General features: G+C 70.0%; 20 protein-coding genes. 6 read left to right on the top strand and 14 right to left on the bottom strand.

Annotated features, from left to right (window positions below; genetic code table 11):
* Positions 1-18 precede the first annotated feature (18 nt).
* Positions 19-1,728, top strand: coding sequence for a sensor histidine kinase (locus tag EES48_RS09625; protein ID WP_122466151.1), 1,710 nt, complete (start codon positions 19-21; stop codon positions 1,726-1,728).
* 6 nt (positions 1,729-1,734) lie between these two features.
* On the opposite strand, the gene EES48_RS09620 is transcribed toward EES48_RS09625, so the two are convergent.
* The 4 genes from EES48_RS09620 to EES48_RS09605 are packed head-to-tail and all read right to left on the bottom strand — an operon-like array spanning position 1,735 to position 7,558.
* Positions 1,735-3,483 (bottom strand): heparinase II/III family protein, encoded by a 1,749-nt coding sequence (locus EES48_RS09620; protein WP_240623299.1) that lies wholly within the window; start codon positions 3,481-3,483, stop codon positions 1,735-1,737.
* The gene (gene rpe, locus EES48_RS09615) at positions 3,480-4,142 is read right to left on the bottom strand and encodes a ribulose-phosphate 3-epimerase (RefSeq protein WP_122466149.1); all 663 of its coding nucleotides are present in this window, start codon (positions 4,140-4,142) and stop codon (positions 3,480-3,482) included. The genes EES48_RS09620 and rpe overlap by 4 nt, the downstream gene beginning before the upstream one ends.
* A gap of 57 nt (positions 4,143-4,199) precedes the next feature.
* Positions 4,200-5,564, bottom strand: a complete 1,365-nt coding sequence (locus EES48_RS09610; protein ID WP_122466148.1) for an RsmB/NOP family class I SAM-dependent RNA methyltransferase — start codon at positions 5,562-5,564, stop codon at positions 4,200-4,202.
* On the bottom strand, positions 5,561-7,558 hold the full coding sequence (locus EES48_RS09605; RefSeq protein ID WP_122466147.1) for a potassium transporter Kup: 1,998 nt from the start codon (positions 7,556-7,558) through the stop codon (positions 5,561-5,563). The genes EES48_RS09610 and EES48_RS09605 overlap by 4 nt, the downstream gene beginning before the upstream one ends.
* Before the next feature lie 162 nt (positions 7,559-7,720).
* Here EES48_RS09605 and EES48_RS09600 point away from each other — a divergent pair, with 162 nt between their 5' ends.
* On the top strand, positions 7,721-8,194 hold the full coding sequence (locus EES48_RS09600; RefSeq protein WP_122466146.1) for an Rrf2 family transcriptional regulator: 474 nt from the start codon (positions 7,721-7,723) through the stop codon (positions 8,192-8,194).
* A complete protein-coding gene (locus EES48_RS09595) occupies positions 8,191-9,018 on the top strand; it encodes an SDR family NAD(P)-dependent oxidoreductase (protein ID WP_122466145.1) in 828 nt (275 codons plus the stop codon). Before EES48_RS09600 ends, EES48_RS09595 begins: the two co-directional genes overlap by 4 nt.
* 16 nt (positions 9,019-9,034) lie before the next feature.
* On the opposite strand, the gene EES48_RS09590 is transcribed toward EES48_RS09595, so the two are convergent.
* The 9 genes from EES48_RS09590 to EES48_RS09550 all read right to left on the bottom strand — a co-directional run bounded on the left by EES48_RS09590 (position 9,035) and on the right by EES48_RS09550 (position 17,065).
* Complete coding sequence (locus EES48_RS09590) at positions 9,035-10,195, bottom strand: DegT/DnrJ/EryC1/StrS family aminotransferase (RefSeq protein WP_122466244.1); 1,161 nt, start codon at positions 10,193-10,195, stop codon at positions 9,035-9,037.
* A 95-nt stretch (positions 10,196-10,290) separates the two neighbouring features.
* A complete protein-coding gene (locus tag EES48_RS09585) occupies positions 10,291-10,695 on the bottom strand; it encodes a DUF6491 family protein (RefSeq protein ID WP_122466144.1) in 405 nt (134 codons plus the stop codon).
* Between the two features lie 44 nt (positions 10,696-10,739).
* On the bottom strand, positions 10,740-12,518 hold the full coding sequence (mnmC2, locus tag EES48_RS09580; protein ID WP_122466143.1) for a tRNA (5-methylaminomethyl-2-thiouridine)(34)-methyltransferase MnmC2: 1,779 nt from the start codon (positions 12,516-12,518) through the stop codon (positions 10,740-10,742).
* A gap of 92 nt (positions 12,519-12,610) precedes the next feature.
* Positions 12,611-12,898, bottom strand: coding sequence for a hypothetical protein (locus EES48_RS15025; protein WP_205679417.1), 288 nt, complete (start codon positions 12,896-12,898; stop codon positions 12,611-12,613).
* A gap of 186 nt (positions 12,899-13,084) precedes the next feature.
* Complete coding sequence (locus tag EES48_RS09570) at positions 13,085-13,354, bottom strand: hypothetical protein (RefSeq protein ID WP_122466142.1); 270 nt, start codon at positions 13,352-13,354, stop codon at positions 13,085-13,087.
* A 129-nt stretch (positions 13,355-13,483) separates the two neighbouring features.
* Positions 13,484-13,855: a hypothetical protein gene (locus EES48_RS09565; protein ID WP_162998103.1), complete on the bottom strand. Its 372-nt coding sequence runs from the start codon at positions 13,853-13,855 to the stop codon at positions 13,484-13,486.
* A gap of 104 nt (positions 13,856-13,959) precedes the next feature.
* On the bottom strand, positions 13,960-14,829 hold the full coding sequence (gene motA, locus EES48_RS09560) for a flagellar motor stator protein MotA (RefSeq protein ID WP_122466140.1): 870 nt from the start codon (positions 14,827-14,829) through the stop codon (positions 13,960-13,962).
* A gap of 92 nt (positions 14,830-14,921) precedes the next feature.
* Entirely contained in the window at positions 14,922-15,872 is a 951-nt protein-coding gene (locus EES48_RS09555; RefSeq protein WP_122466139.1) for a M28 family metallopeptidase, read from the bottom strand.
* Positions 15,872-17,065 carry an acetyl-CoA C-acetyltransferase gene (locus EES48_RS09550; RefSeq protein WP_122466138.1) on the bottom strand — a complete coding sequence of 398 codons (1,194 nt, stop codon included), beginning with the start codon at positions 17,063-17,065 and terminating at the stop codon, positions 15,872-15,874. Before EES48_RS09550 ends, EES48_RS09555 begins: the two co-directional genes overlap by 1 nt.
* Before the next feature lie 134 nt (positions 17,066-17,199).
* Between EES48_RS09550 and trhA the strand changes: the two genes are divergently transcribed.
* The 3 genes from trhA to EES48_RS09535 all read left to right on the top strand — a co-directional run bounded on the left by trhA (position 17,200) and on the right by EES48_RS09535 (position 18,953).
* Positions 17,200-17,901: a PAQR family membrane homeostasis protein TrhA gene (gene trhA / locus EES48_RS09545; protein ID WP_122466137.1), complete on the top strand. Its 702-nt coding sequence runs from the start codon at positions 17,200-17,202 to the stop codon at positions 17,899-17,901.
* 69 nt (positions 17,902-17,970) lie between these two features.
* Positions 17,971-18,606: a polyhydroxyalkanoate synthesis repressor PhaR gene (gene phaR / locus EES48_RS09540; RefSeq protein ID WP_122466136.1), complete on the top strand. Its 636-nt coding sequence runs from the start codon at positions 17,971-17,973 to the stop codon at positions 18,604-18,606.
* Positions 18,603-18,953, top strand: a complete 351-nt coding sequence (locus EES48_RS09535; RefSeq protein ID WP_240623298.1) for a hypothetical protein — start codon at positions 18,603-18,605, stop codon at positions 18,951-18,953. Before phaR ends, EES48_RS09535 begins: the two co-directional genes overlap by 4 nt.
* A gap of 116 nt (positions 18,954-19,069) precedes the next feature.
* Here EES48_RS09535 and EES48_RS09530 read toward each other — a convergent pair whose 3' ends face one another.
* Positions 19,070-19,492 carry a hypothetical protein gene (locus EES48_RS09530; protein WP_122466135.1) on the bottom strand — a complete coding sequence of 141 codons (423 nt, stop codon included), beginning with the start codon at positions 19,490-19,492 and terminating at the stop codon, positions 19,070-19,072.
* Between the last annotated feature and the right edge of the window lie 55 nt (positions 19,493-19,547).

Genomic DNA, 19,547 nt, shown 5'->3' with positions numbered 1-19,547 from the left:
TGTGCTCTAGCTGAGGCCATGTCGTCCGCTCAGCTGGTGTCCATGCCCTTCAGCCGCGTCCTGGACCGATCGCCATTGCCGCCCGAGGGGGCGCAGGCCGTCGCCGCACGCGTCTTGCCGAACGCCCAGGGGGCGCTGGCGGTCTCTCCCCTCGCGCCGATCCTGACCAGCGTGGCCATGGCCGTTCTGGTGATGCTGTCGATCCGTTTCGGGCGGACGGCCGAGGGGATCGTGGTCATGTGGCTGCCGGTGGCTTTGGCCGTGGCGGCCTGGATCCGAACCGGGCGCGGCCTGTCTCACGACCTGCTGTTCGGCGGCGTCCTGTCCCTCGGCATCCTGATCGGCGAGCTGCTGTCCGGGCATCATCTGGCCCCGGCCTTCTGGCTGACGGGCGCCAATATGGCCGAGATCGTTCTGGCCGTGGCTCTGGGCCGACGCCTGGCGCCGGATTTCAGCGTCAGCTCGGTCACGGCCATTCTCAGACTGTTCGCGGTGGTGGCCTTGGCGACCCTGGTCGGGGCGGCGATCGGTTCGGCCTATTTCACCCTGGCGACCGGCGCCTCCTACTGGCTGGGGGTTCAGACCTGGTGGTTCGGTCACACGCTGGGGATGGTCATCGCCCTGCCGCTGCTCCTCTCCGTCGGGCGCCAGTCCTTGGTCGCGCTCAGCAAACCCGTTCGCCTTCTGGAGTGGGCCGGACTCATGGCCATGATCGCCGGCGCCTGCTGGTGGATCTATTTCTCGGCCAGCATTCCGATGGGCTTTCTGCTCAACGCCCTGATGGTGCTGGTCGCCGCGCGGCTCCGTGTCGCGGGTGTGTCGCTGGCGATGCTGATCGCCTCGGGCTTCGTCTTCGCGGCCATGCTCGGCGGCGCGGCGACGGGCGCCGTGGGGTCGCTTCCGATCGACGAGCGGCTGATCGCGACCCAACTGATGCTGGTGTCGGTCGCCCTGCCGTTCCTGATGGTCGCGGCCCTATTGCAGGAGCGGGACGGTTACGCCGAGCGCGCCGTCGCCGGCCAGGCCAAGGCAGAACGCGCCAGCGCCGCCAAGTCGCGCCTGCTCGCCAATGTGGCGCATGAAATCAAGAGTCCGGTCGCCGGGGTTATCGGCATCGGCGAGCTGTGGTCATCCGGCCAGCTGGGCACGGTTACACCGCAACAGGCCGAGATGGCCGACATGCTGGTGCGGACCGCGCGTCAGGTCGAAACCCTCGCGCACGACCTGCTCGACGTCGCCCAGGCTGAGGCGGGCCGCGTGCCGTTGGAGCTTCGCCCCGTCGACGTGGCCGGGGTGGTCGATGATGTGCGGCGCAAGATCGCCCTCATGCCCGAGGCGTCCAAGCTGCTCGTCGATGTCGTCCTGGAAGGCGACGGGCTCGTGGCCCGGGCGGACTCCATCCGGCTGACCCAGGTGATCGGCAACCTCGCCACCAATGCGGTGAAATATGGCGGCGGCGGCGGCGAGGTCCGTTTCCGTGTCCGCCGACTCGGCGAGGTCGTGCGCGTCGATGTCACCGATCAGGGCCCCGGCCTGACCCCGGAGAAGCAGGCCCAACTGTTCGAGCCCTTCAATCGCCTCGGACTGGAGCGCTCCACCATCGAAGGTCACGGCATCGGCCTGACCCTGGCCAAGCGCCTGACCGAGCTGATGGGCGGGACCATCGGCGTGAAAAGCGCGCCGGGAGAGGGCGCGACCTTCTGGATCGAGCTCCCGGCCGTCGGCTGAGGCGGATCAGCCTTCGGTCGCGCCGGCGGGGCTGAGCTTCCAGCGAATCTTGGTTTCAGCATCGGTGCGGGCCGACCCGCGCACCACGATCTGCTGGCCTCGCCGGATCACGCCCCGCTCCGCATGAACCGCCGTATCAACGGCCAGGTCCGGGCCGTCGGTTCGGAACCACCAGCCGCGCCCGGAGCGCCCGCGCAACAGGATGCTGCGGCGATCCCTCGACAGCTCCGCCGAGACGCCGGGCTCCAGATGGAAACGCACGGCCCAGGGCGCCGCGATCGGCCGCTCGGCGACATGGCCGGGCGCGGGCCACAGGCGTTCCTCGGCGCGAAGTTCGTCCAGTCGCTGGTCCAGATAGAGCCGCCGCTGGTGCAGCAGGCCAAACTGCGGCTTCCAGCCGTCGTGCTGGATTTCCAGCCACACCGCGCCCTCGCCGTCGCGCCGGTCGTGGGTGACATCGAGCGCGGGGCCGTCCAATCGCGCGTCCAGCAGTTCGCCGGTCCAGCCGGTCAGCGGTTCCTGCACCGACCCATCGCCCAGCATCAGGGTCGAGCCCCCAGGCGTCAGCCGCAGCGCCTGTCGCTCCGGTGCGGCCGGCGTCCAGCCGGAATTGGTGATCAGCCGGTCGCGGCCGCACAGGATTTCGACCGCCAGCGGCTGGGCGCAGGCGTGACGCGACCAGGGTCCGGAGGGCGGCGCCTCGGCGTCGGCCACCACGCTCAGCAGCGGGCTGCCCAGGCGGACATAGCCGCCGACCGGCTTGCGGCTGGGCTCCTCCGCCTTGAACTTGCCGGGATGGGCCGCGGCGACGCGCGCCGCTTCGGACGGGCCGCCGCCGTTGAAGGCGGGCAGACGGCCATCAGGCAGGCGGTGGAACTCCAGCGCCCGCGTCAGCCGCTGGATCGCCGCCGTCACCGCCGCCGGGATCGGCGCCGAAACCTGGTGCAGAGCCTCCTCCAGCGTCTGCAGATCGAGCAGCAGCTCCAGCCCGGCCTCAGGACTGCGCGAGGCGTGGGAACCGTCGGCGGCGACCGTCAGCTCCAGGGCGGTGGCCAGCTGCTTGCAGCCGACACGCTTCAGTTTTTCGGCGGCGGGACCCGACAGGGCGCAGCCGACGATGGCCGCCGCCGCCGCCCGTTCGGCCCGGCCCGCGACCCCGCCGGGCGGCCGCAGCAACTGACGTCCCTGGGCCGCGACCACGCCCAGCAGCAGGGGCCGATCGGCCTCCGCCGCCGTCCCATGCATACGCCGCGCCGCGACCGCCAGATTGTAGGCGCGCCGCGCCAGAATCTCCGGGTCCCAGGCGAAGGGCGACCAGCGGGCGAAATGGGCATGCCACAACAGGGTCAGGCGCGCGCCCTGACGCGCCCCGGCCTCGCCCTGGGACATCAACCCGGGCAGCCAGTCGAAGCCGTGCAAGGCCTGGGCGAAGGCGCGGCTGGGGCTGGGCCGATCGAACGGATCCTCGGCCTCCATCGCGGCGCCGGCCAGCAGGAAGCGCCCGGCCAGGATTTCCTCGCCCTGAACCTTGTCCACCGGCCGGAAATCGCGCGGCGCGCCGCCCAGGCCCGTGACGCCGCCCGGCAGGGTGCGGCGATAGCCGGGCATGCCATAGAGCTCGATCCACGCCTGACGGGTGACCAGCCGACCGGCGACGGCCGGCCACAGGCGCGGCGGCAGGCCGCTGGACCGCTGGCGGACGGGGGTCCGGACCGGGGCGCCCGGCAGACCGGCGATGGGCGTTCCGTCGCTCACGCTGCTTTCAGAGCCTGGATGCTGGCGCGATAGGCGCCCGCGCCGCCCTTGAACACCGAAGTGCCGGCGACCAGGGCGTCGGCCCCGGCGTCGACGCAGGCGCGGGCGTTGGCGGCAGTCACCCCGCCGTCGACCTGCAGATGCGCCTCCGATCCCGCCTGATCGAGCAGGGCGCGTACGGCGGCGATCTTCCTCAGAGAGGCGTCGATGAAGGCCTGGCCGCCGAAGCCGGGATTGACCGACATGATCAGCACCAGATCGACCAGCTCGATCACCGGCTCCAGCGCGGCGACCGGCGTGCCCGGGTTCAGGACCAGCCCGGCCTTGGCGCCCAGCCGGCGAATTTGGCCCAGCGTGCGATGGACATGCGGGCCGCTCTCGGGGTGGACGCTGAGGATATCAGCGCCGGCCTCGCGATAGGCCTCAAGCCACGGATCGACCGGCGCGACCATCAGATGCACGTCGAAGGGCAGGGCGGTGTGCGGCCTCAGAGCCTTCACGATCGCCGGCCCCATGGTCAGGTTGGGCACGAAATGGCCGTCCATGACGTCGACATGGATCCAGTCGGCCCCGGCGGCCTCCAGCGCGGCGACCTCCTCGCCCAGTCGGGCGAAGTCGGAGGCGAGGATGGACGGGCAGATTAGAGGCGTCGAACTCATCGCCCCGCGATAGGACGCCGATGCGGCGACGGCAAGGCGAGCGGCTGGATTCCGATGCTACCCTACCCGCTCCAGACGCGCGACGAAGAAGCCATCGACGCCGCCGCGTTCGGACCACATCGACGGCAGGATGCGCAGCCAGCCCTCCGGCGTCAGGGCCTCGTCGGGCGCGCCGACCTCGGCCGGAACGGCGGCGACCGTGCGGAAGGCCGGGTTGCGGCGCAGAAAGGCGATGATCTGGGTCTCGCCTTCTTCGCGCTCCAGCGAGCAGACGCAGTAGACCAGCCGTCCGCCGGGCTTCACCTTGGCCGCGGCCACGTCCAGCAGGCGGTGCTGCACGTCGGCCAGCTTGGCGACGTCGGCGGGGCGGGTGGCGCTCAGGGCCTCGGGGTTGCGGCGATAGGTGCCGGTGGCCGTGCACGGCGCATCCAGCAGGACGGCGTCGAACTGCCGGGCGTCCTCCCAGTCCTCGGCCGGGGCGACCACCACCTCGGCCTCCAGCTTGGTGCGGGCCAGATTTGCGCGGAGCCGCTTCAACCGGCTGTCGGAGCGATCCAGGGCGGTGATCACCGCGCCGGTCGCGGCCAGCTGTAGCGTCTTCCCGCCTGGCGCGGCGCAGAGGTCCAGCACCGTTTCGCCGGGGCGGGCCGTCAGCAGGCGGGCGGGCGCGGCGGCGGCGGCGTCCTGAACCCACCAGGTCCCGTCCTCGAACCCTGGCCAGCCGGCGACGTCGCCCTTGAGCCGGGTGCGCACCGAGCCGCCGGGCAGGGCTTCGCCCTCGACCGCCGCGGCCAGGGCCTCGGCGCCGGACGGGTCGCGCCGGGTCAGGTCGGTCGGCGGCTCGTGGCGCGTGGCCTCGGCCAAACCGGCCAGGGCCGCCTCGCCATAGGTGGCGCGCCAGCGTGCGGCGAGCCAGTCAGGCAGGTTGGCGACCGGATCGGTGGGGCCGAAGCCGTCGCGTCCGATGCCGCGCAGCACGGCGTTGACCAGACCCTTGTACTGGCGCGTCGCCCCGTCTCGCTCGGCCTGGCGCACGGCGGTCGAGACCACGGCGAAGGCCGGCGTCTCCAGAACCAGCAATTGGGCCAGCGCCAGACGCAGGATGGTCATCACAGCGGGGGAGGGGCGTTTGGCCAGCCGACGATCCAGGATGGCGTCGATCTCGCCCAGCCGCCTCAGCGCCGCCAGCGCCACAGCGCGGGCGAAGGCGCGGTCGGGCCCGGACAGGGCGGCGACCTCGGCCTTGCCCATCACCTCGTCCATGCCGCCGCGCCGCTCCAGGGCGGCGTTCAGCAGCACGCCCGCGGCGATCCGCGCCTCGACGCCCGGCCCCTGGGCGTCCGCCTCGGCCTCGCGACCCCGCAGACCGCCCTTGCCGGGTTCGCCTCGGGGCTTACGCCCGCCGGCGCCGCCGGCCCTCACACCTGCACCTGGGTGCCCATCTCGACCACGCGGCCGGGCGGGATATGGAAGAAGTCGGTCGGGTTGGCGGCGTTACGCATCAGGAAGATGTACAACCGATCCTGCCACAGGGGCATGCCGTGTCGCGCCGAGGGCACGATCGAGCGGCGACCCAGGAAGAAGCTGGTCGACATGATGTCGAACTTCAGCCCCTTCTTGCGGCACAGGCCCAGAGCGCGGGGCACGTTGGGCGTCTCCATGAAGCCGTAGCTGACGATCAGGCGGCTGAAGTCCTCGCTGATCGGCTCCATGCGCACCCGCTCGCTCTCGGGCACGCGCGGACGATCCTGGGTCTTCACCGACAAGATGACGTTCTTCTCGTGCAGCACCTTGTTGTGCTTGAGGTTGTGCATCAGGGCGACCGGGGCGACCTCGGCGTCGGAGGTCAGGAACACCGCCGTGCCCGGCGTGCGGTGCGGCGGCCGCGCCTTCAGCATCTGGATCAGATCGGTCAGGGGCAGGCTGTCCTTGCGGGTCTTTGCGGTCAGCAGTTCGGTGCCGCGCGTCCAGGTCCACATGATGGTGACCAGGCCCGCGCCCATGGCCAGGGGCGCCCAAGCGCCCTGCGGAATCTTCAGCAGGTTGGAGCCGAAGAAGGCCAGGTCGATGATCAGGAAGGGCAGGATGGCCAGGACGGAAACCGGCAGGCTCCATTTCCACAGCCGCCGCACGATGAACCAGGCGATCAGGCTGTCGACCAGCATGGCGCCCGTCACCGCCACGCCATAGGCGCCCGCCAACTGGGACGAGGTCGGGAACATGGCGATCAGGAACAGCACCCCGACCAGCAGCGCCATATTGACGGCCGGCACATAGATCTGGCCGGCCTGAACCTCGGACGTCTGGAGGATCTTGGTGCGGGGCAGCAGGCCCAGCTGCACCGCCTGCTGGGTCAGGGAGAAGGCGCCGGTGATCACCGCCTGGCTGGCGATGATGGTGGCCAGGGTGGCCAGGATCAGCACCGGCCAATAGAGCATTTCCGGGATCATCTCCCAGAACGGGTTCAGCCGAGCGCCGGGCTCGGACAGCACCAGGGCGCCCTGGCCCAGATAGTTCAGCATCAGGCACGGCAGGATGATGAACAGCCAGCCGGCCCGGATCGGCGCTTTTCCGAAATGGCCCATGTCGGTGTAGAGCGCCTCCGCCCCCGTCACGGCCAGGAAGACGCTGCCCAGCAGCACGAAGCCGAGAAAGCCGTTGTCTATCAGGAACAGCGCGCCGTAGTGCGGCGACAGCGCTCTCAGGATCGAGGGGTCGTCGAAGATGTGATAGACGCCCAGCGCCGCCAGGGTCAGGAACCAGACCAGGGTCAGGGGCCCGAAGGCCCGGGCCATGCTGGCCGTGCCCCGCGACTGGACCAGGAACAGGCTGATCAGGATGCCGACCGCGATCGGCAGGATGAAGGGGCTGAGGGTCTGACCCACGCCCGGCGCGTCACCCAGCCCTTCGACCGCCGAGAGCACCGACACGGCCGGCGTCAGGGCGCCGTCGGCGTAGAACATCGCCGCGCCGCAGACGCCCAGGAAGAAGACCAGGGTCGAGCGTTTGCCGATGGCGCGCTGGGCCAGGGCCATCAGCGACAGGGTGCCGCCCTCGCCCTTGTTGTCCACGCGCATCAGGAAGGTGACGTATTTGATCGTCACCACGATAATCAGGGCCCAGAACACCAGCGAGACGGTGCCCAGCACGGCCAGCTCGGCCGTGCCGCCGCTGCGGGAATGGGCCAGGGCCTCGCGCAGGGCGTAAAGCGGGCTGGTGCCGATGTCGCCGAACACCACGCCGACCGCGCCGATCAGCAGGGCGGCGAAACCCGCGCCCTTTACGCCGTGGCCGTGGCCGTCCTGCGCGGCGGCGCCGTCGCCAGGAGGCGCGGGCGGCGTCTGGGGTGTCACGGATTTTGGATCCTGCGGCGCGGCGCCGGATGCGCCGTCGTCGGGGAGGTTGTCCCCTGCCATGGTGTTCCTCCGGCCATCGGACCCACCATGGGCCGGCCATAAAGGCGCGAGCGTTTAGGCGCTTTTCGCAGTTGCGGCAATCGCGACGAAATCACGGATTGTGCGAGCATCATGATGCGGTTTGTGGAAACCCTTCCGAGCGCCTAGGTTCCGGGTCTCACGATGTCCGACAGTCAGCGCTTTCCCGTCGCCGCCCACGCCCTCGCCTATCTGGCGCACAAGGGCGCGCACTCGGCCGCCCAGGCGGTGGCCAGCGGCGTGCTGGCGGCCTCGGTGCCGACCAATCCGGTGGTGATCCGGCGCGTCACGGCCCTGCTGGCCAAGGCCGGGCTGATCGCCACCCGGGCCGGGGCGTCGGGCGGCTCGTGGCTGCTCAAGCCCGCCGAGACCATCACCCTGGACGAGGTGCTGCGCGCCGTGAACGGCTGCGCCCATCTGGGCTCCCCGCCGGCGGGGGCCAAGGGCTGCCCGGTCGGCCAGCATATCCCGCGTCAGGTGGCGCGCGTCCTGACCGCCGCCGACACCGCCGCCGCCGAACGGCTCAGCCGCATCACCATCGCCGACCTGCTGGCCGACGATCCGGCGTCCCTGTCCGAAATCCCGCGCCCGCGCGCAAGGGCCGTCGCGCCGGCATGAGCGAGGCTGCGGAGCGGGCGGGCGGGCGGCCGAAGGTCGCCCTGATCACCGGCGCCTCGGCCGGCATCGGCGCGGCCTTCGCCACCCTGCTGGCCAGCCAGGGCTGGTCGGTGATCCTGACCGCGCGGCGGGAGATCCAGCTGGAGTTCGTGGCCTCGGAGTGCCGCCGCCTGGGCGCGCCCAAGGTCTGGAAAATTCCTCTCGATCTCAGCTTGCCCAAGGCGCCCGAGGCTCTGGCTCTGGCGCTGATCGCCGAACGGGCCATTCCCGACGCCCTGATCAACAACGCCGGCTATTCCCGCACGGATGGTTTCCTGTCCTCAGCGCCCGAGGCGCATGACGCCATGCTGCGGCTGATGCTCCAGGCGCCGGTCACGCTCAGCCGACTGCTGGCTCCAGCCATGGTCGAGCGGGGCTATGGCCGGATCGTCAATGTCGCGTCCCTGGCCGGTTTCCTGCCCGCCACCGGCGGCGACACTCTCTATGGCCCGATCAAGAGCTTCCTGATCAGGGCCAGCCGGGGACTGAATCTGGAGCTGCAGGGCACGGGCGTGCACGTCTCGGCCCTGTGCCCCGGCTACACCCTGACCGAATTCCACGACGCCAACGGCTCGCGCGATCAGGTGTCCCGCGCCTATCCGGACTGGATGTGGATGACGGCCGAGGCCGTGGTCGCCGCCGGTTGGCGCGGGGTCGAGGCCAATCGGCTGGTGGTCGTGCCCGGCCTGCTGAACAAGACGGTCGCGGCCGTGTCGGCGGTGCTGCCCGAACCCCTGGCCATGGCGATGGTGAAGTCTCAGGCGCGGCGTCTGAAGCGCCTCTGAACCTGACAGACTGGACTCAGCCGGCGAACGACGCCACGGCCGCGACGATCCTGTCCTGCGTCGCCTCGTCCAGATCGGCGTGCATGGGCAGGCTGATGACCCGGTCCTTGATCCGTTCGGTCACCGGCAGGCCGCCGTCGCCGCGCGGGAACCCCTCATAGGCCGGCTGCAGGTGCAGCGGGATCGGATAATAGACCGCCGTCGGCACGCCCTGGGCCTTCAGATGCGCGGCCAGAGCGTCGCGGTCATCATGCTCGATCGTGTACTGGGCCCAGTTGGAGACATTGCCCTGGGGCACATCCGGGACCTTGGCGACATGCGGCCGCAGCGCCTCGTTGTAGCGGGCGGCCACCCGATTGCGCATCTCGATTTCCTCGCCGAAGACCTTGAGCTTCTCGATCAGGACGGCGGCCTGGATGGTGTCCAGCCGGCTGTTCAGGCCGATCCGCATGTTCAGATACTTGGGGTCGTGGTCAAAGGTGCGGTCCTTCAGATCGACCGCCACGGCCTTGCCGTGCACCCGGATCGAATCGATCAGCTGAGCCAGTTCGTCGTCGTCGGTCAGCACCGCCCCGCCGTCGCCGTAACAGCCCAGCGGCTTGGCCGGGAAGAAGCTGGTCGTGGTGATGTCGGCCCATTTCAGCGGGTGGTCGCCGCCCAGGGTGCACCCAAACCCCTGCGCCGAGTCCGAGATCAGCTTCAGGCCGTGGCGGTCGCACACCGCCTTGATGGCCGGATAGTCGGCGGGCTGGCCGAACAGGTCGACGGCGATGACCACGCGCGGGGTCAGCCGACCCTCGGCCTTGATGGCGGCGATGGCCCGCTCCAGGGCCTCCGGGTCCATGTTGTAGGTGTCCGGATCGACGTCGACGAACACCGGCTCGGCGTCGAACCACGGCACGATCTCGGCCGTCGCCGCGAAGGTGAAGCTGGGCACGAACACCGCATCGCCGCGCCCGATCCCCCAGGCCATCAGCGGAAGGGCCAGGGCGTCGGTGCCGTTGGCGCAGCCGAGCGCGTGCTTGGCGCGCCCAAAGACGGCCAGCGCCGTCTCGAACTCGCGCACCTGGGGTCCCATGACCCAGGCGCCGCCCTCGACCGCCGCCTGCACCGCCGCCTCGATTCTGCCGCCGAGGCGCAGACGCTGGGCCTGGAGGTCGATGAAGGGGATGGACATGGGCGGGGTCTCCTCGTCGCGCAGGCTCGCCGCCGCCATATCAGCGCGACGGCTCGCCCGCCAAATCCCGGCGGGTCAACTCGAGTTGCCCGATGCTACGACGCCTGGTCGTCCGCTGTCTCCGGCGCCGGCTCGATCTTGCGCAGGACGCGGACCCGGCATTGCTCGCGCACACCGCCGCCTCGGGCGACGACATCGGCCAGATCGCCGACGCATAGATTGCTGCCCGAGCCGATCGAAGGGACCAGAGCGATGCCCTGGGCCCACCGGATATCCTGACAAACGCCCAGCGGCTCAAGCTCGAACTCGTCGCGCACCCCGGCCCGGACGGAGATGGTGTCGCGTCGCTCCCCCTCGATCGGTGAGAAGGCGTTGACGCTTGAAACGAAGAAGCACTGGCGCGGCTCTCGCGCCATGTCGCCGTCCGAAGCGGCGGTCGGGGCGCAGGCGGCAAGGGCGGTCGCGGACAGGCCGAACAGGGCGATGATGATGGGGCGCATGACGGGTCTCCTTCAGAACCAAGGGGCTGTCGCCCGGAAGGTTCCTACGGCTCAGCTGTATGCACGATGAACCGGCCGGGATCGAGCCGGGCGGACAGGGCGCAGGGCAGCGGTGACGGCGCGCCCGCGATCGAGGCGGCGAGGTGCTCTCCCAGAAGGGGCGCCATCAGGAAGCCCCGCGACCCCAGGCCTCCGAGCACCCAGAGGCCCGGCGCCGCCTGGCCGCAGACCGGCAGATGATCGGCCGTCGTGGCGCGGACAGCACCCCGGCCCTCGATGCGCGAGCTGTCGAGCCGGCCAGCCGCTTCCGGCAGAGCCCGTGTGAGGGCGTCGAGATTGCGCCGGTCGTCCGCCGGATCGGCCTCCACATCGGTGCGGCCGCGATCATGGGTGGCGCCGAACAGCAGGCCGCCATCCACGGGGACGGCGTAGCCGCCCCAGGTTACGGGCGGGATCGGCCCCCCGCCAGAAGCCCAGCTGACCTGACCCCGTGACGGGCGCAGCGCGAGATCGGGACTGAGAGCGGCTGAGCCCCAGCCGGCGGCGATCACGACCTGCGCCGCCTCTGCGATCAGGCCGCCGTGGACGTCCAGGGCCGACCATCGGTCCGAGCGCCGCTCGAGTCGCGCGACCTCGGCGGCGATCCTCTGAGCATCCCCCAGCCACGACCGCCGGATGGCTTGCGGCCGCACCGCCAGGGCCGAGCGCAGGGTCAGGCCGCCCATGGCGACCGGCTCTCGCAGGGCGGCGGTCATGGCGGCGGCGTCGCACCGCTGCAGCTCTCCGTCCGACCACAGCGATTGCGCGGCGATCCGGTCGAAGCGCTCTTCGTCTCGCGGTTTGCCTTCCAGCCGGACCACACCGCGCTCCAGCACGGCGTCCGGCGCGGCGTCATAGAGAGCGCCTGCGCGCTCCAGCGCCTGGGCGTTCAGCGCCGCGACCGCCGCATCGCCAAGATCGAAGCGGGGCGTGACCAGCGCGGCGCGAAAGTCCGAGGCCATGCCGACCTCATCCTCGGGCGCGATCACGACCGGGCGCAGGCCTTGGGCGCTCAGGGCGCGGGCGACGGCCGCCCCGGCGACGCCGGCGCCGATCACCAGGACATCGCCTTCAGCCGGCTCGCTTACGATTCCCGGCAGTCTCGCCTCCAGCCGTTCGCGCTTGCGCCCGTGGCCGGGGCGCTTGTCGACGACGAAGCCGCGCTCGGCCAGGCCGCGTCGCACGGCTCCAGCGACGGTGAAGGTGGCGACCCGCGCTCCGGGCGCCGACCGCTTGCCGACCCCGTCAAACACGACGTCCGACCACATGGCGGGGTTGGTCGAGGGCGCGAAGCCGTCGAGGAACCAGGCGTCCGCCCGCCCCGACCACTGCTCCAGCGCCCAGGCCGCGTCGCCGATCGCCAGATCGAGAGTCGCGCGCCATTCGGGCAGATCGCGCCGGTGAAACCCGGGGGTCGTCGCGGGCCAGGCCCGGGTCAGGGCCTCTGCGGCTGGCACGATCTCCGGCCAGGCGGCCAGGGCGCGGGCAGCCTCCCCGGCGGACAGCGGATGCGCTTCGATGGAGAAGATCGACAATCTGGCGTCCGGCGGCGCCGTCTCGCGCCACAGGGTCAAAAGGGCCGCGATGTTCAGTCCGGTGCCGAAGCCCAACTCGGCGACCGTAAAAGTGCGGCGATCCCGCCACGCTTCGGGCAGGCCGCACCCCGCCAGGAATACGGCGCGGCTCTCGGCCAGTCCGTCCTCGAGCGAGAAATAGACGTCGCCATAGGCACGCGACCGCGGCGCGGCGGGGTCTGACCAGTCGATGTCGGAGGAGGCGACCACGCCGCTTCCTGGGTCAGGGGCGAACGGCGCGCAACGAAAAAGGGGCCGCCCGAGGGCGGCCCCTTTCCAGAATTCGCCGTGGGGCGAGAGTCTTAAGCGGCCGGGGCTTCGGCGGCCGGGGCGGCCGGAGCCATCGCGCCGTCGGCCGGGGCCATGGCGCCATCGGCCGGAGCAGCGGCGTCGGCGGCTTCACCAGCGGCCATGGCGGCGTCGGTGGCGGCGGCGTCGGCGGTGGCGGCGGCGTCAGCGGCGGTGTCGGCGGCGGCGGCCGATTCGGCGGCGGCGTCTTCGGCGGTGTCTTCAGCGGCCGGCTGGCAAGCGGCCAGCGACAGGGCGGCGGCCGAAGCGGCGGCGGCGACGATCAGCGAACGGATGTTCATTTGGGCAATCCTTCAGAAGGGTCATACGAGGTCATGAATCCTCGCAAGCGGGAGATAACGCGAATGTGAGCTCGCTCGCAAGCGATATCTCACGAACGCGTGATGCGGCCGTGATCAAGCCCGGAAAAAAGGACGCCCGGCGCGGGGATTGCCCACCCGCGCCGAGCGTCGGTCCGTCGTCGTGGCTTACTCGGCCGGCGGCGGCGGGGTCATGGCGTCGGCCGTGGCGTCGGCGGCGTCGTCAGCGGCTTCGGCGGTCGCGGCGCCAGCGTCGGCGGCGGCCGAACCGGCGGCCTCGGCGGCGTCACCAGCGGCGTCCATGGCGTTGTCGGCGGCCATGTCGGCTTCGGCGGCGGCGGTCTCGGCGTTGGCCTCGGTTTCGGCGGGCTGGCAGGCGGCCAGGGCCAAGGCGGCGCCGGCGGCCAGGGTCGCGGCGGTCAGGGTGCGCAGGTTCATTCGGAACTCCTCCCGGTCGGGGCCGGACCGGCCCCGCGCCTCACGGGCGGCGGTTGCTGAAGCGGTCACGGGACCGTGACCCCCCGTGATCGGCGCACCTTGCGACGCCTATGGTCGAGCTTCAACCCCTCAGGGGTTGGGGGCCGTCGCGCCGCTGGAGGCGCCGCCCGGCGACAGGGTGGCGCGGGCCTCTTCCTTCTGCTGCTCGACCGAAGGCACGCCCTGCATGCTGGAGGCCGAGCCCGGATTGGCCGTCGACAGATCCTCGCCCATCGCGCCGGTGGTCGTCGTGGCGCTGGCCTCGGAACCGGCCATGTCGGCCGACATAGCGCCCGAAGCACTGGAGCCGCTGGCGGCCGAGCCATCGGCGCTCATCGCCGCGTCGTCCATGGCCGTGGCGTCCTCGGCCATATCGACTTCGTCGGCGGTCTGGTTCTGGTTGCAGGCGGCGAGCGCCAGGGTCGACAGGGCGGCGGCGGTTAGCAGGATGCGGGTCTTCATGATGTCCTCGCGGGTTGCCAGGCGAGGCGCGGAGGCGCTCACGCCGTGTTCACGGATACTTGAACACGCGGAGACCTTGGGTGTTCCGTGCCCGGAGAAGGGCGTCAGGCCTCGACAGGCGCCGCGTTCAGCGCCTCTTCCAGCTCCATGAAGGACGGCTGGGCGGTCGAGGGGATGTCGCCACGGCCGATCTCGACCGATATCTGCGCGGCGTTGCCATGCAGGTGGGCGACCAGCACCGACTGGATGATCTTGTAGAAGGCGGCGTCGCCGTCGATGATCTCTTTCAGGCGGGCAGCCATCGGCCCGACCAGACCATAGGCCAGAAACACGCCCAGGAAGGTGCCGACCAGGGCCCCACCGATCATGCCGCCCAGCACTTCCGGCGGTTCGGTGATCGCGGCCATGGTCTTGATGACCCCCAGCACCGCCGCGACGATGCCCAGCGCCGGCAGGGCGTCGGCCATGTTCTGCAGGGCATGGGCCGGAGCGAGCGCCTCGTGGTGGTGCTTCTCCAGCTGCTTTTCCATGGCGTCCTCGATCTGGTGAGGATCCTCCAGGTTCATGGTCATCATCCGCAGCGTGTCGCAGATGAAGTCGATGGCGAAGTGGTCCTTCATGATCTTCGGATACTTCTGTAAGATCGTGGATTCCGACGGCTTTTCGATGTGGCTTTCCAGAGCGATGACGCCCTTGGATTTCATGGTCTTGGTCAGCTGGAACAGCAGGCCCAGCAGGTCCTTGTAGTCCTGCTTCTTCCACTTCTGGCCGGCGAAGATCTTGCCGAAGCCGCCGGCCACGCCCTTGATGGTCGAGGGGGCGCTGGAGATCAGCAGGGCCGCGATGGCCGCGCCGCCGATCATCATCATCTCATAGGGCAGGGAGTGCAGGATCACCCCCATCTTGCCCCCGGCGATGGTGTAGCCGCCGAACACCATGGCGAAGAGCAGCACGATGCCGATGATCTGGAACATGGGGCGCGGGTCGTCCTTGGGCCGGAAGGGGCGACTGCACAGTGGCCGTTAATGCTTAAGGGGAGATTGCGCCGCGCGAACGGCGCTCGCCCTCAGTCCGACAAGGCGTCGTCCAGGCGCTGGATCAGGTCCGCGTGGAACACGCCCGCCCGGGCCAGGGTGTCACCCTCGACCCAGTCGATCCTGTCCTCAGCGGAGTGAATACGCTGGAACACGGTGGGTAGATTGTCGGGCCCGATCTGGGCGTCGGGATCGTTGAAGGCCAGCCACATCTCGTGGGCGCCGACCTGATCCTGCCAGCCGATGGACACCACCGGGGCGCCGGCGGCGGAGAAGGCGCGGTCATCGCTGGGCGGATACTCGGGATAGGCGATGCACTGGATAGCCGCCTCGACGCATTGTTCGCGTAGCGCCCGAACCACGAAGCCCGACTGCGCGCCATTGTTGAGGCCATACATGATCGTGTCGCCCCAGGCGCCGACGTCAGTGTTGACCACCGCCGCCACCCGCTCGATGCCGTGCGTCTCGATCCATTTCTCCGCCCCGATCAGGCCCAGCTCCTCCTGATCGACGAACAGCACCACGACCCGGTGATCCAGGTCCTGGCCCTGCAGCGCCCTGGCCGCCTCGATCAGCGACACCACGCTGGCGGCGTTGTCGACCAGGCCCTGGGACAAAGAGCCGTCGCGCAGCACCGCCGCGTCATAATGAGCGACCAGCAACAGATCCCTGTCGCCCTCGCCCAGGGTGACCACGACGTTGGAGCCCTCCATCGGCCCGGTTTGGTCGTTGCCGCCCGCGAAGGTTTCGACCTGGTGCGGCAGGCCGGCCTCGGTCAGCTGACGGGTCAGCACCTCCAGCCGCGCCGCGTTGGTCGGCTGGGCATAGGCCTGGACCCGAGCAACCAGATCGGGGCGCGCATCCGCGGCGGATTCGGCCTGTGCGGCGGCGGGTTGCTGCGCGGCGGCCTGAGCGAGGGCTGCACTACCGAGCGCCAGCGACAGGGCTAGGGCCGAACCGGCCGAAAGGATCAGCCGACGCATCAGACGCGCTCCACGCACAGGGCCACGCCCATGCCGCCGCCGACGCACAGGGTGGCCAGACCCTTCTTGGCGTCGCGCCGTTTCATTTCGTGCAGCAGGGTGGTCAGGATGCGCGCACCCGAGGCGCCGATCGGGTGGCCGATGGCGATGGCCCCACCGTTCACGTTCACCTTGTCCGTATCCAGGCCCAGTTCCTTGACCACGCAGAGCGACTGAGCGGCGAAGGCCTCATTGGATTCGATCAGGTCCAGGTCGGCGACGCTCCAGCCGGCCTTCTCCAGCGCCTTCTTCGAGGCCGGGATCGGGCCGGTGCCCATGATCGCCGGATCGACCCCGGCGTTGGCCCATGACGCAATGCGCGCGAGCGGCTCCAGCCCGCGCTTCCTGGCCTCGTCGGCGGTCATCAGCACCAGGGCGGCGGCGCCGTCGTTCAGGCCCGAGGCATTGGCGGCGGTGACGGAGCCGTCCTTGGTGAAGGCGGGGCGCAGCTTCTCCATCGCCTCGATGGTCGCGCCGTGACGGACGTACTCGTCGGTGTCGACCACGGTGTCGCCCTTGCGGCCCGGCACGGTCACCGGCGCAATCTCGTCGTCGAAGCGACCGGCCTTCTGGGCCGCCTCGGCGCGGTTCTGACTGGCCACGGCGAAGGCGTCTTGGGCTTTGCGGTCGATCTGCCATTTCTCGGCGATGTTTTCGGCGGTCTGGCCCATGTGATAGCCATTGAAGGCGTCCCACAGACCGTCCTTGATCATGGTGTCGACGAAGCCGAGGTCGCCCATCTTGTGGCCGGTACGCAGGTGCTGGGCGTGGGGCGCCTGGCTCATCGATTCCTGGCCGCCGGCCACCACGATGTCGGCGTCGCCGTTGACGATCTGCTGATAACCCAAAGCGACCGCGCGCAGGCCCGAGCCACATAACTGATTCAGGCTCCAGGCCGGAGATTCCTGCGGGATGCCCGCGGCCATCGCCGCCTGACGCGCGGGGTTTTGGCCCGCCGCCGCCTGCAGCACCTGACCCAGGATCACCTCGTCGACATCGGCCGCGTCCACGCCCGCGCGCTCCAGCGCCGCCTTGATCGCCACCTCGCCCAGCTTTGAGGCGGGCAGGGACGACAGCCCGCCCAGGAACGATCCCACGGGGGTACGGGCGGCGGATACGATGACGACGTCGGGCTTGGGGGAGGGATCGGCCACGGTTAACTCCTCGGCAAACAGTCGTGGCCTTTTAGCCGCAGCCCGCGCCTCTCGTCACCCTGTTCATCGCCTACTCATGCTGTTGAGGCACCCTGCCCGGGAACCCAGACGAAGCTCCGCCATTGGAGTCGGGCATGTTGAACGCGTTGAAAAATCTGGCCGGGCGGGTGTGCGAACCCGACGAGCTCGACATGATCGAGCACTACCAGACGCGATCCGAGCGTCAGGCCGATCTGTTCGTCCATGTGGTCGGCCTGGTCCTGGCCGCGGTCGGCGGGGTGATCCTCGCGGCTCTGGCGGGCGCCTATGGGGGCGTCTCCACGGCCATGTCGACCGCCATCTACGCCCTGTGCCTGATGGCGATGCTGGCCTGTTCGACTATCTACAACGCGTCAAACCCGTGCGCCGCGCGGCCGATCCTCCGGCGCATGGACGAAGCCGCCATCTTTCTGATGATCGCCGGTTCCTACACCCCTTTCACCACCCAGAGGTTCGAGGGCTGGTGGTCGGTGGGCTTCACCCTGCTGGTCTGGACTTTGGCCTTCAGCGGCGTGCTGGTGAAACTGGTCGCGCCGCGCATCTCGGACCGCTTCTGGAGCCTGGTCTATATCGCCTTCGGCTGGCTGGCCGTGGTGGCGCTGAAGCCGATGATCGATACGGTCCACCCCTTCGCCCTCGCGCTACTGGTGTTGGGCGGCCTGATCTACACCGCCGGGGTGTTCGTCTTCGTCAGCCCCAAGGTGAAATTCCGGCGCGCCATCTGGCACGGCTTCGTGGTCGCGGGCGCCGGGGTGCACTGGTGCGCGGTCCTGGTCGGCGTGGTCCTGCCCACGTGACCCCTCTAGGCAGCGGCGCCGCGACGCGGGATAAGCGGTGCACCGCCGAACAACGAGAGTGACCGACGCGTGACCGACGCCCGCCCCGAGAAAGGCCGCACCGCCGACGACGCGGTGGTGATCAAGAAGTACGCCAACCGGCGGCTCTACAACACCGCCACCAGCGCCTATGTCACCTTGGACGATCTGGCCCAGATGGTGCGCGACGGCGTCGACTTCGTGGTCTTCGACGCCAAGTCGAACGAGGAGCTGACCCGCTCGGTCCTGACCCAGATCATCGTGGAGGAGGAGAGCCGGGGTGAGAGCCTCTTGCCCATCCAGTTCCTGCGCCAGCTGATCGGCTTCTACGGCGGTCAGATGCAGGGGGTGCTGCCCGGCTATCTGCAGCTGTCGATGGACAACTTTTCCAAGTCACAGGACCAGTTCCGCGACCAGATGTCCAAGGCTCTGGGCGCCACGCCGGGAGGGGCCATGCTGGACGCCCAGATCAAGCAGAACATGGCCATGTTCCAGCAGGCCATGAAGGCGTTCACGCCCTTCGCCTATCCGCAGGGATCGCAGGCTCCGGGAGCCGCCAAGCCCGCCGAAACCACAGCGAAACCGGCCGATCCGCTGGATGAGATGCGCCGTCAGATGGATGAGATGCGGGCGCAGATCGATCGCCTCGCTGGAGACGGCCAGACCGGAGCGGGCGGCAAGACATGACGCGACCGGTCGATCCTGCCGGGTCGATCCGCGGCGCTCCGGCCGCCGGGGACGGCGCGGCGGAGCGTCGGCGAGATCAGCGCCGTCGCCAGGATCGCCGCGAGGCCGAGACGCCCGGCACAGCCCTGGTCCCCGTCGGCCCGGTCGAGAGCCACGCCCACATCCCGAAAACGATCGAGACGGCCGCCTTCGCCGCCCAGGTGCTGGGCCAGGCCGGCCAGAAGCGCGGCCTCAAGGGCGGACCGCCGGTCCTCGGCGCGGCGCGCGGCGCCTATCTCGGGGCCCAGTACGCCGGTCCGGGCGATCGGCGGCCTTCGCCCGGCAAGGGCAAGAAAACCGAGGTCTGATCGGGTCTGGCCCGTCTCTTGCTGGGACCCGGCTTCAGTCCGGAGCCGCCCATGACCGCCTTTCTGATCAAGACCCTCGACGTCGCCGTGGTGGCGGTGATCTTCACTCTGCTGGGCTAGCGCGGCCCCATGTCGAAGTCGCGCCTCGCCGCGACGATGGTGACGATGAAGCCCGCCAGCACGTCCAGCAGCACCATGGTCATGATCAGGAAGAAGACCGAGGTGGCGAAGCCGCGCAGCAGCAGGAACTCCACCAGGCAGACCACGAACAGGATCATCGACAGGGCGTGATTGACGATCGCCACCCGCTGGCTGTTCGTCGACTTCAACAACTCGACGAACAGCAGGATCAGCGAGAAGAACAGCAGGATTTCGCCCATGCCGACGGTCCAGTAGGCCCCGGACGCCATCGGCACGGAAAATACGGGATCGGCCAGGGCGGCCAGGGCGGCGCTGTCGCCTCGCCCCTCGGCGCCGACCAGGATGAACAGATTATAGACCAGGACCGGAATGGCCAGGAGCGGCGCCGCGACCAGCATCGTCGAGTTTCCCCCGCGCGGTCCGTTGCGACCGGCCGCGATAGGGTCATGGTTA

This window comes from Brevundimonas lutea (assembly GCF_003704105.1).
In the GTDB taxonomy this organism is placed as follows: domain Bacteria; phylum Pseudomonadota; class Alphaproteobacteria; order Caulobacterales; family Caulobacteraceae; genus Brevundimonas; species Brevundimonas lutea.
This window is presented reverse-complemented; position numbering and strand designations above follow the sequence as displayed.

Bases quoted from the DNA above. Each gene is read 5' to 3' on its own strand.
- EES48_RS09600 (WP_122466146.1), top strand. From the start codon at position 7,721: ATGTCCGACAGTCAGCGCTTTCCCGTCGCCGCCCACGCCCTCGCCTAT.
- EES48_RS09595 (WP_122466145.1), top strand. From the start codon at position 8,191: ATGAGCGAGGCTGCGGAGCGGGCGGGCGGGCGGCCGAAGGTCGCCCTG.
- EES48_RS09530 (WP_122466135.1), bottom strand. From the start codon at position 19,492: ATGCTGGTCGCGGCGCCGCTCCTGGCCATTCCGGTCCTGGTCTATAAT.
- rpe (WP_122466149.1), bottom strand. From the start codon at position 4,142: ATGAGTTCGACGCCTCTAATCTGCCCGTCCATCCTCGCCTCCGACTTC.
- EES48_RS15025 (WP_205679417.1), bottom strand. From the start codon at position 12,898: ATGAACATCCGTTCGCTGATCGTCGCCGCCGCCGCTTCGGCCGCCGCC.
- EES48_RS09555 (WP_122466139.1), bottom strand. From the start codon at position 15,872: ATGCGTCGGCTGATCCTTTCGGCCGGTTCGGCCCTAGCCCTGTCGCTG.
- EES48_RS09625 (WP_122466151.1), top strand. From the start codon at position 19: ATGTCGTCCGCTCAGCTGGTGTCCATGCCCTTCAGCCGCGTCCTGGAC.
- EES48_RS09590 (WP_122466244.1), bottom strand. From the start codon at position 10,195: ATGTCCATCCCCTTCATCGACCTCCAGGCCCAGCGTCTGCGCCTCGGC.
- EES48_RS09535 (WP_240623298.1), top strand. From the start codon at position 18,603: ATGACGCGACCGGTCGATCCTGCCGGGTCGATCCGCGGCGCTCCGGCC.
- EES48_RS09605 (WP_122466147.1), bottom strand. From the start codon at position 7,558: ATGGCAGGGGACAACCTCCCCGACGACGGCGCATCCGGCGCCGCGCCG.
- motA (WP_122466140.1), bottom strand. From the start codon at position 14,829: ATGTTCCAGATCATCGGCATCGTGCTGCTCTTCGCCATGGTGTTCGGC.
- trhA (WP_122466137.1), top strand. From the start codon at position 17,200: ATGTTGAACGCGTTGAAAAATCTGGCCGGGCGGGTGTGCGAACCCGAC.
- EES48_RS09570 (WP_122466142.1), bottom strand. From the start codon at position 13,354: ATGAACCTGCGCACCCTGACCGCCGCGACCCTGGCCGCCGGCGCCGCC.
- EES48_RS09565 (WP_162998103.1), bottom strand. From the start codon at position 13,855: ATGAAGACCCGCATCCTGCTAACCGCCGCCGCCCTGTCGACCCTGGCG.
- EES48_RS09585 (WP_122466144.1), bottom strand. From the start codon at position 10,695: ATGCGCCCCATCATCATCGCCCTGTTCGGCCTGTCCGCGACCGCCCTT.